Origin of the sequence: Curtobacterium sp. NPDC090217 (assembly GCF_044746705.1) — a bacterium.
GTDB lineage: Bacteria > Actinomycetota > Actinomycetes > Actinomycetales > Microbacteriaceae > Curtobacterium.
Window position 1 is genome coordinate 221232 of the sequence record NZ_JBIVCR010000005.1, and the last position, 10045, is coordinate 231276.

Consider the following 10045-nt stretch of genomic DNA (forward strand, 5'->3'; position numbering starts at 1 on the left):
CTTCTCGGGTGGATCGGGGGTCAGTTGGCGTGGAGGACGACGGCGCGACCGTCCGCGCGGGGGTCGCTCGCCGCGTCGAGGTGGCCGTCGGCGTGCAGTCGGACGGTCTGCACGTGCCCGGCCTCGTCGACCGGGCCGTCGGTCCGTGCGACGGGCAGGCCGAGCGCGGTGGCCGCGGCGGTCGCGTCGTCGGTCCCGGGTTCGGCGACGAGGGTCATCTCCTCGTGCCCGAGGTCGCGCGCGCCGACCACGAACCGCGGGCGGCCGAGCACGGCCACGGGGTCGCTGTCGCCGTCGACCAGGTCACGGGCGACCTGCGCGAGGATCCACGGTTGGGCGCTGCCGCCCTGGCAACCGAGTCCGACGACCAGACCGTCCGTCTCGGCGATGACCGGCAGCAGCGTGTGCGGCGGACGCAGTCCGGGGCCGACGTGCCCCGGGTGGGCGGGGTCCGTGCTGAACGCCGAACCGCGGTTGTGCAGGACGACGCCGGTGCCCGGGTCGAGGATGCCGGACCCGAACAGCTGGTAGACGCTCTGGATGAGCGTGACCACGGTGCCGTCGGTGTCGGCCGCGGTGACCGCGACCGTGTCCCCGAGCGCGCGTCCGGCCCGGGGCAGCGCCCCCGTCCGGCCGGTGTCGCGCGGGTCGGTCATCGCGGCGACGTCGATGGGACCGCCGCGGGGGTCGCCGAGTTCGGCCTGGCGGACGAGCGCCGCGCGGTGCACGGCGTCGACGAGCTCGGCGGTGCGGTCTGCGGAGTCGGCATCGTCGGCGAGCGCCTCCGGCAAGATGCCGAGCAGCACGACGCCCTGCGTTGGCGGTGGTGCCACCCACCAGCGGACCCCGCCGACGTCGGCCTGCTCCGGCTCGGCGAGCTCGGCCTCGTGCGCGGCGAAGTCGGCCTCGGTGTGCACACCACCGAGTTCCCGCAGCCGCGCCGTCATCGACGCGGCGATCCGCCCGCGGTACATCGCCCCGGGGTCGGCGGCCAGTTCGGTGAGCGTAGCGGCGAGCGCGGACTGCACGAGGCGGTCACCCACACCGAGCAGGCCACCGGCGCCGTCGCCGAAGACGTCGGTCATGCCGGCGTCGGCGCGGATCTCGTGCTCGCGGACGGCGATCGCACGGGCGAGACCGGCGGAGACGGGCGCCCCGTCGGCCGCGAGCCCGGCTGCTCGGCGCAGCGCCGGACGGAGACCGAGCCGACCGCCGAGCGCGTCGATCGCCCGCCAGCCGGCGACGACGCCGGGCACGGTGACGGTCTGCGCACCCTGCCGCGGCATCCGCTCCTGCTGCGCGAGCGCGGCGACGTCGATCCCGCTCGGGGCGGCACCGGCGGAGACCACGGCGGTCACGGCGTGTCCGGGGCGTCGGACGAGGGCCACGAGGTCGCCACCGATGCTGCACTGGTGCGGGTAGACGACGGTCAGCGCGGCGGCGGCTGCGAGTGCGGCGTCGATCGCGTCACCGCCGGCCGCGACCGCCTCGGCCGCGGCGTCGAGCGCGGCGGGGTGCGGTGCGGCGACGGCGACCCGGCGGGACGCGGCTGCGGTGGACTCGGTCATGCGGTGGTCACCATCCGTGCTGGGCTGAGGAAGTCGAGGTCCGGACGCGCGACGCCCTGCACCAGGTCGGCGACGGCCTCGCCGATCGCCGGACCGAACTTGAACCCGTGTCCGGAGCACGCGGCGGCCACGATGACCTCGGGCTCGTCCGCCAGCGGGCCGACGACGAAGCGCTTGTCCGGGGTCATCGTGTACAGGCAGGCGACGGCGTCGCCGCCCGCCGTGTCGATCCCCGGGACGAAGCGCTCGAACAGCCCGGCCAGGTGGGCCGTCTCGGCCTCGGTGGGCGGTGCGACGGGCACGTCGGGGTCCCAGACCGGGCCGGCGTCGATCCCGATCTTGGCGCCGGACCCGGCGGCCTCGGGCAGGCCGAAGACCAGGCCCTCGGGCAGGTCGACGGAGAAGCAGCCGAGTGCCGGTGGCTGCGCGATCGCCTGACCGGTCGGGACGGTGAGGGTGACGATGCGCCAGACCTCGAAGAACGCGGCGGCCTCCGGCACGAGCTGCGACGCCCAGGCGCCGCCGGCGAGGACCAGGTGGCGGGCGCGGATGCTGCCGCGGTCGGTGCGGACGGTGACGACGCCGTCGTCGACCCGTCGGTCGAGCACGGTCTCGCCGAAGCGCAGGTCGGCACCGGCCGCCGCGGCGGCCGACTGCGCGAACGCGAGCGCACGTGCGGCGTCGAGGACGCCGGCGTCGGGGTCGTGGACCGCCCCGTACTCCTCGGGTGGACGCAGCGAGGGCGCGAGCGTCCGCCACGCGTCGCGGCCGACCGGGAGGCTCGACCCGCCCTGCATCGTCGGCTCACCACGGTGCGCGTACAGCCCGCCGGTGGGGTGCAGGAAGGGGGCGCCGGCTGCGGTCCCCCACCGGTCCCACCCGCGGTACGCGCGGTCGACCAGGTCGTTCCAGACCGGGCTCGGGTAGGCGCGGCGGATCATCCGGGTGGCGCCGTGCGACGAGCCCCGCGTGTGTCCGGGGGCGAACCGCTCGACGGCGACGACGTCGAGGCCGCGGCGGGCGAGTTCGTGGGTCGCGGCGGAACCGTGGATCCCGAGTCCGAGGACGACGACGTCGTGCACCTCGGTCATGCCCGGACCTCGGCCACGACGTCGGCGACGCCGTCGAGCAGGATCCGGACGTCCTCGTCGTCGTTGTACACGTGCGGCGACACCCGGACGACGCTGGGCAGCCCGCGGGCGCCGAGGTCCCACTGCGCGTGGCTCGCGGGCACCGAGATGGAGTCGATGCGGCGCTGTCGGAGCCTGGCGGAGACCTCCTTCGACGCGACTCCGTCGACCGTGAAGGTGACGATCGCGGAGCGCGACGCGAGCGGGTCGGCGACGGTCACGCCGTCGAGGCCGTCGAGGGCCTCCCGGAGGCGGGAGCCGAGGCCGACGAGGTGCGCCTCGGTCGCCGCCGGACCGCGGTCGAGCGCCTCGCGCAGCGCCACCCCGAGGCCGAGCCGCGCGGCGACGGAGCACTCCCAGGTCTCGAGCTGTCGCGCGGTGCCGTCCATCGTCCACTCATCTTCGCCGGTCCAGACCGCGCCGCGGACATCCGGTGCCCACGCACCGATGCCCTCGAGCGTGCCGCGGCGCAGGTAGGCCATGCCCGTCCCGCGCGGGCCGCGCAGGAACTTCCGGCCGGTCGTGACCAGGGCGTCGCAGTCGACGGCCCGGACGTCGATGTCGATCTGTCCCACGGACTGCGTGGCGTCGACGACCGAGAGGGCGCCGTGGCGACGGGCGACGGCGGCGATCTCGGCGACCGGCTCGACGAGCCCGGACGAGGTCGGCACGTGCACGGCGCTCACCACGACCCGGCCCGTGGCGCCTTCGACGGCACGGTCGAGCGCCTCGAGGTCCATCGCTCCGCTGCCGTCGCTCGGCACGACCACCAGCCGGACGTCGTCGTGTCGCTGCATGGCGAGCAGGCGGAGCGCCTGGCTCACGTAGCTCGACCGTGGCGCGACGACGGTGTCGCCGGCCCCGAGCCGGAGCGCGTCGAAGACGCCGCGGAGACCGCTCGTCGCGCTGTCGAACAGGGCGATCTCGTCCGCCTCGGCGCCGAGCAGCGCAGCAGCCGACGTGTACACCGCGGCGACGTCGTCGGCGACCTCGTTGGCCGCTTCGTACCCACCCACCCGCTGCTCCCGACGCAGGTGGGTGACCACGGCCTCCAGGACGCCGTCGCTGACCAGGCCGGCGCCCGCCGCGTTGAAGTAGTGGCGTCCCGCGGTACCGGCCGTGCGTGACCGCTCGGCGGCCACGTCGATCTCCGTCGTTGCCGGGTCGGCGCGTGTGCCGTCCTCCAGACCGATCGTCATGTGGCGGGTCCTCCCTCGAGCGCGTCACCCCCGGACGCTGAATGGATCCCATCATAAACAGGTTGTATCCATTAACGCCACCGCCGGATACTCTGGTCGCATGGAGCACTCTGCTGAAGCCCGCGCACTGGAACTCGGGCTCGTCATCCCGGACTACGCGAACCCGCCATACGGCGGCCGGTACGGCAGTTCGCTCCGCGCCTTCCACCGGACCGGGGACCTGCTGGAGTTGAGTGGCATGACGCCGGAGTCGCGCGACGGCACGATGCTGCACCCCGGGGCCGTCGGTGTCGACATCACCCTCGAGCAGGCGCAGGAGGCCGCGCGGTACACCGCGGTGAACGCCCTCGGCATGATCCGGTACGCCCTCGGGTCGCTGGACGAGGTCGCCGCGCTGTCCCGTGGGCTGTGCTTCGTGCTCTGCCCACCCGGATTCGAACAGCTGAACCAGGTGTCGAACGCGGCGAGCGACCTGCTCTTCGACGTCTTCGGTCCCGACGTCGGCCGGATGGGCCGGGCGTCGATCGGCGCGACGGCCCTGTCGCGGAGCGCCTGCTTCGAGCTCTGGCTCAGCCTGGAGTGCCGCCCGCGCCGAGCCGGGGAGTGAGACCGCTCGCCGAGACCGGCGTCCGGGGAGCGGCGTTCTGGCTCCTCGTCCTGGCGTCGACCGCCGGCTACGTCGTGAACGGCGCGAGCACGCCGGTCGTGCCGCGCCTCGCGACGGACCAGCTCGGCGCAGACGCGGCACTCGGAGGGCTGCTCGTCTCGCTCGCGGGCTTCGTCGCGATCGGTGCGATGCCGGTGGCCGGCATCCTGAGCGATCGGCTCGGACCGCGCCGCGTGCTCCTCGGCGCCGGGCTGCTGGCGGCGGTCGGCCTCGGGATCGTGCTCGTCGCGCTGAGCATCCCGACGCTCGCGGTGAGCCGGGTCGTCTTCGGCGCGGGCAACGCCGCGACCGCCACGGCCCTGACCGCCTGGGTCGTCGCCGAGGTCCCCGTCACCCAGCGGAGCCGCGCGCTCGGCCTCTTCGGGCTCGCCGTCTGGATCGGACTCGCCGTGGGCCCGGTGGTCGGCGAGAACCTCTACCAGTCCGCGGGACACCGATCCGTGTGGATCGTCGCGATCGGCATCCAGCTCGGCGGGCTCGCCCTGGCGCTGCTCGCCCGGAACGGGTCGGCGCCAGCACACCGCAGCGCGGCCCGGCCGACGGGGACCGGCGTCGGACCGGTGCTCCGTGCGGTCGTGCGCCCCGGTGCGGCGGGCCTCGTCGCCTGGGCGGCCGAGGGCTTCATGATCGCGTTCCTCATCCAGCACCTGGTCGGGCAGGGGGTCGGCGCGCAGGGGCTGACCGGTGCGGCGAACGTCTTCACCGTCTTCGCGGCGAGCGTCGTCGGGGTGCGGCTGCTCCTCGGCGGACTGCCGGACCGGCTCGGCCCGGTCCGCACGGCGCGGGGCGCGCTGGTGGTCCTCGCCGCCGGGCTCGTCGTCCTGGCCGTCGCGCACGACTTCCGGGTGGCGGCCGCCGGTGCGGTGCTCGTCGGTGCCGGCTACTCGCCACTGTTCCCGACGCTGACGATCCTCAGCACCCGCGCGCTCGACGACCGCAGCCGCGCGACCGGGGTCGGCGTGTTCTCGGCCGTCACGAGCGCGGGCTACGCCGTCGGGTCGCTCCTCGGCGGGGTCCTGGTGTCGGCGATCGGGTCCGGCTGGGCCCTCGTCGTGCTCGCGGCCCTGCAGCTCGCGGCCGTCCCGGCGCTGGGCCGGCACGGCCGCGGCCGCTGACCGGCTCGCGGTCGCGGTCGCGGCCTCAGAGGGCGATGACGACGCTCTTCGACTCGCAGAACGCCCGGAGCGCCTCCTCGCCGAGGTCCCGGCCGAGACCGGACTCACCGACGCCACCGAACGACAGCGCCGGGTCGAACAGGTTGTAGGTGTTCACCCACACCGTCCCCGCGTGCAACCGCTGCCCCATCCGGTGCGCCCGGGCGAGGTCGCGGGTCCAGACGCCGGCCGCGAGCCCGTAGGTCTGGTCGTTCGCGATGGCGATCGCCTCGTCCTCGTCGTCGAACGGGATGACCCCGACGACGGGCCCGAAGATCTCCTCGCGCGCGATCGTCATCGTGTTCGTGACACCGGTGAAGAGCGTCGGCTCGACGTAGTACCCGGGGCGCTCGGGGACGCCGCCGCCGACCGCGACCGTGGCGCCCTCGGCCTTGCCCTGCTCGATGTACCCGAGGACCTGCTGCCGCTGCTCCTCGGACACGAGCGGCCCGACGGTGATCCCCCCGTCGAGACCGTCGCCGACCGGGACCTTCCGGACCGCGGCGACGAGGCGCTCGGTGACCTCGTCGAGGACCGAACGCTGGACGAGCAGGCGACTGCCGGCGGTGCACATCTGACCCGAGTGGCCGAACGACGCACGCATCGCGGTGACCACGACCGCGTCCAGGTCGGCGTCCTCGAAGACGATGTTCGGGCTCTTGCCACCGAGCTCGAGCGTCAGGCGCTTGAAGTCGGCGCTCGCGGCGGTCATCACCTTGCGGCCGACCTCGGTGCTGCCGGTGAACGAGACCTTGTCGACGCCCGGGTGCGCGGTGAGCGCGGCGCCGACCCGACCGTCACCGGTCAGGACGTTGACGACCCCGGCGGGGACACCGGCCTCCTCGCAGATCGCCGCGATGCGGAGCATCGTGAGCGGCGTCTGCTCGGCCGGCTTCACCACGACGGTGCAGCCTGCGGCGAGCGCGGGGGCGAGCTTGAACGCCCCGGTCATGATCGGGAAGTTCCAGGGCAGGATGAGCGCCGCGACCCCGACGGGCTCGAGGGTCGTGTACACGTGGTGCTGGCCGCCGTCGACGGGGACCACGGTGCCGGTCAGGCGGGATGGGGCACCCGCGTAGTAGCGGAACACCCGGGCCGAGGTCGCCGTGTCCGCGCGGGACCGCTCGATCGGCTTGCCGTTGTCGCGGGTCTCGAGCACCGCGAGCTCCTCGAGCCGCTCCTCGATGAGGTCGGCGACGCGGCCCAGGATCCGGCTGCGGTCGTGCGGGCTCATCCCGCTCCACCGACGGTCCTCGTGGGCTCGGCGAGCGGCGGCGACGGCGGCGTCGATCTCGGCGGGGCCGGCCTGCGGCACCCGGGTGAGCAAGACCTCGGTCGCCGGGTCGAGGACGTCGAGGAGTTCGGCCCCGTCCGGTGCGGTCCACGCCCCGTCGACGAGGAACGGCTCGAGCGGGGCGAGGGGTGCGAGCGTGTCTCTCATGGTGGTTCCTCCGTGTGGGCGGTGCGGGGTCAAGGGCGGTCGAGCAGGCGAGCGGGCTCGTCCACCGTGATGCGGGTGAGGACGTCGTCCGGCACGCCGAGCGCCCGGAGCCCCGGCACGACGCGGGCGGTCAGGTGGTCGAGGCCGTGCCCGCCGTGCCGGCGGAGCTGCCCCTTGGTCCAGGTCGCGTGACCGAACACCCACCGGGTCTCCGGCGCGGACTCGCGCAGGGCGAGGAAGGCGTCGAGGCGCTGCGGGTCACTGGCGTTCCGGATCCGGCCGACGTGCGAGCCCTCGTTGCCGAAGCAGAGCTCGAGGACGGCTCCGGCCTGCCCGAGGTCGCGCAGGTAGGGCAGGTCGAGGAACTCGTCGACGGTCGAGAAGACGACGCGGCTCGGGTCCACCCCTTCGGCGACGACGTGCGCGAGCACCTCGAGGCCGTTCCGGGCGTCGGCCGCCAGCCGGACGACGACGGCGGCACTGGTGGTGACGGCGGCCCGGGCCGCAGCGGTCAGGCTCCGGCGCTCCTCGTCCCCCTCGGCGGTGGCGAACGCGGACGTGGTGCCCATCAGGCCGAGGATGCCGGCACGGTAGTGCGTCCCGGGGACGGCCTCGGTCAGCGCGCGTTCGAAGAGCTGCTCTCGCCCGTCGGTGTCGAGCGCGGTGTACCAGTCCGGCAGCAGCCGCGGCAGGTAGGCGCCGTAGCCCGCGACGACGTCGACGCCGCTCGCGAGCGAGAGTTCGGGCAGCCGGGCGTGGTCGGGCCCGAAGCCGAGCGAACTCAGGTCGACCGCGAGCCCGAGGCCGGCGGCCCCCGCGATGCGCAGTTCGTCGGCGAGCAGGTCGAGGTCGTCGAGTCGCAGGTTGTCGGCCAGCGCGAGCTGACTCCACCGCAGGGACGCCGCGAGGTCCGCAGTGACAGCGAGGCTCGGTTCGAGCTGCTCGACCCCTGGTCGCTGCAGGGCGCTGGCGTCGGTGAGCAGGTGCTCGTGCATCGACACCGGGCCGGTCCCGGACGACTCGACGGGACCGAGGACGGTCTGGATCACGACGTGCCTTTCACCGTGGCGGACTTGACGGATCCAATCTACATCGGTTTGGATCCCTCTTGTCCACGGGTGTCGCCGATCGTTCCGGCCGACCCCGAACGTTTACACGCGGGCGACTTCCGACACGAGCACGAAACAGGCGGGCAACGACGGCGACACAGCCCCGCACGACACTGGTCGCACTACCTGTCACACGACAGGTACTCCGCGAAAGGTCCGTAGCCATGCGCTCTCCCGAAGCACCGCTCCACGCACCGCGCGCCACGTCCAGCGTCGACTCCCAGGGCCTCGCCCGTCTCGGCTACGAGCAGGAACTCCACCGCGGGGTCGGCTCGTTCTCGTCCTTCGCTGCCGGCTTCTCCTTCGTCTCCATCCTCACCACGGTCTTCCAGCTCTTCGGGCTCGGGTTCGGACTCGGCGGCGCCGCCTTCTTCTGGGCGTGGCCGCTGGTGTTCGGCGGCCAGCTCCTCGTGGCGCTGAACTTCGCGCAGCTCGCGGCCCGCTGGCCGATCTCCGGCGCGATCTTCCAGTGGTCGAGCCGGCTCGCCGGGCCCCGGTTCGGCTGGTTCACCGGCTGGACGATGATCATCGGGCAGATCCTCACCGTCGCCGTCGCCGCGATCGCCGTCCAGGCGGTCCTGCCGACGATCTGGGCCGGCTTCCAGCTCGTCGGTGGGCCCGGTGCGGATCCCTCCGTCGCCTCACCGACGGGCGCCGCCAACGCGGTGGTCCTCGGACTGGTGATGCTCGCCGTGACGACGGTGGTCAACATCGTGAGCGTCCGCTTCATGGCCCGCGTGACCAGCTTCGGCGTCCTCGTCGAGATCGTCGGCGTCGTCGTCCTGATCGCCGCCCTGTTCCTCCTGCCGCACCGTTCGGCCGCGGTGGTGTTCTCGACCACGGGGTCGACGAGCACCGAGCCGTACGTCTGGGCGTTCCTGGCGTCGTCCCTGATGGCCGCGTACGTGATGGTCGGCTTCGACTCCGCGGGTGAGCTCGCCGAGGAGACGCACAACCCGCGGCGCACCACCCCGAAGACGATCGTCCGCGCGCTCACGGTCTCGGGCCTCGGTGGCGGGCTGCTCATCATCGGCGCCCTCGTCGCCGCCCCGAGCCTGACCGACGGCAGGCTCGCGACCGAGGGCCTGGCGTGGGTGATCACGTCCGCGCTCGGCGACGTCCCAGGACGCCTGCTGCTCTGCACCGTCGCGGTCGCGGTCTTCGCCTGCACGCTCGCGGTACAGACCGCCGGGGCCCGCATGGTCTACTCGATGGCGCGCGAGCACGCGTTGCCCTTCCACCGCACGCTCGCCCGCGTCTCACCCCGCACCGGCACCCCGATCGCCGCCTCGGTCGTCGTGGGGGTCGGCGCCGGCCTGGCCCTCGCCGTGAACATCGGTCAGTCCGCCATCTTCACGGCGCTCTCCAGCCTGTGCATCGCGATGCTCTACCTGGCGTACCTCGGCGTCACCGGCCCACTGCTCGTCGAGCGCGTCCGCCGTCGCCGGACGGGGCTGACGACGGGCGTCGACGAGGACGGCAAGCCGCTCTTCACCCTCGGCCGCTGGGGGATCCCGCTCAACGCCCTCGCCGTCGCGTTCCAGATCGGCATGGCCGTCAACCTCATCTGGCCCCGCCCGGAAATCTACGACCTGACCGGCCACTCGTGGTGGCTGCAGTACAGCGCGCTGCTGTTCATCGGCGCCGTGCTGCTCGTCGGCTGGGCGTGGTCGTCGTGGCGGCACCGCGCGCACGGTCCGATCACCCTCGCCGAGGTCCCACACACCGCCCCCACCCCCGTCAAGGCCTGAACACCAGCACCACCGGAAGGAACCAC

8 protein-coding genes are annotated in these 10045 nt (G+C 73.8%); 3 read left to right on the plus strand and 5 right to left on the minus strand.

Translation table 11 applies throughout. The features are described 5' to 3' along the window. Nucleotides 1-20: 20 nt before the first annotated feature. The 3 genes from ACIPJ2_RS17535 to ACIPJ2_RS17545 are packed head-to-tail and all read right to left on the minus strand — an operon-like array spanning nucleotide 21 to nucleotide 3897. On the minus strand, nucleotides 21-1568 hold the full coding sequence (locus ACIPJ2_RS17535) for a gamma-glutamyltransferase (protein WP_402729905.1): 1548 nt from the start codon (nucleotides 1566-1568) through the stop codon (nucleotides 21-23). After that, on the minus strand, nucleotides 1565-2659 hold the full coding sequence (locus ACIPJ2_RS17540) for an FAD-dependent oxidoreductase (protein WP_402729906.1): 1095 nt from the start codon (nucleotides 2657-2659) through the stop codon (nucleotides 1565-1567). The genes ACIPJ2_RS17535 and ACIPJ2_RS17540 overlap by 4 nt, the downstream gene beginning before the upstream one ends. Further along, nucleotides 2656-3897 carry an aminotransferase class V-fold PLP-dependent enzyme gene (locus ACIPJ2_RS17545; RefSeq protein WP_402729907.1) on the minus strand — a complete coding sequence of 414 codons (1242 nt, stop codon included), beginning with the start codon at nucleotides 3895-3897 and terminating at the stop codon, nucleotides 2656-2658. The genes ACIPJ2_RS17540 and ACIPJ2_RS17545 overlap by 4 nt, the downstream gene beginning before the upstream one ends. 100 nt (nucleotides 3898-3997) lie before the next feature. Here ACIPJ2_RS17545 and ACIPJ2_RS17550 point away from each other — a divergent pair, with 100 nt between their 5' ends. Further along, nucleotides 3998-4504, plus strand: a complete 507-nt coding sequence (locus ACIPJ2_RS17550) for a RidA family protein (RefSeq protein ID WP_402729908.1) — start codon at nucleotides 3998-4000, stop codon at nucleotides 4502-4504. Continuing rightward, on the plus strand, nucleotides 4501-5679 hold the full coding sequence (locus ACIPJ2_RS17555) for an MFS transporter (RefSeq protein ID WP_402729909.1): 1179 nt from the start codon (nucleotides 4501-4503) through the stop codon (nucleotides 5677-5679). Before ACIPJ2_RS17550 ends, ACIPJ2_RS17555 begins: the two co-directional genes overlap by 4 nt. Nucleotides 5680-5704: 25 nt before the next feature. On the opposite strand, the gene ACIPJ2_RS17560 is transcribed toward ACIPJ2_RS17555, so the two are convergent. Further along, nucleotides 5705-7159 carry an aldehyde dehydrogenase family protein gene (locus tag ACIPJ2_RS17560; RefSeq protein WP_402729910.1) on the minus strand — a complete coding sequence of 485 codons (1455 nt, stop codon included), beginning with the start codon at nucleotides 7157-7159 and terminating at the stop codon, nucleotides 5705-5707. Nucleotides 7160-7188: 29 nt separating this feature from the next. Beyond that, complete coding sequence (locus ACIPJ2_RS17565; protein ID WP_402729911.1) at nucleotides 7189-8208, minus strand: hypothetical protein; 1020 nt, start codon at nucleotides 8206-8208, stop codon at nucleotides 7189-7191. A gap of 224 nt (nucleotides 8209-8432) precedes the next feature. On the opposite strand from ACIPJ2_RS17565, the gene ACIPJ2_RS17570 reads away from it, so the two are divergent. Beyond that, on the plus strand, nucleotides 8433-10019 hold the full coding sequence (locus ACIPJ2_RS17570; RefSeq protein ID WP_402729912.1) for an amino acid permease: 1587 nt from the start codon (nucleotides 8433-8435) through the stop codon (nucleotides 10017-10019). Nucleotides 10020-10045: the final 26 nt, after the last annotated feature.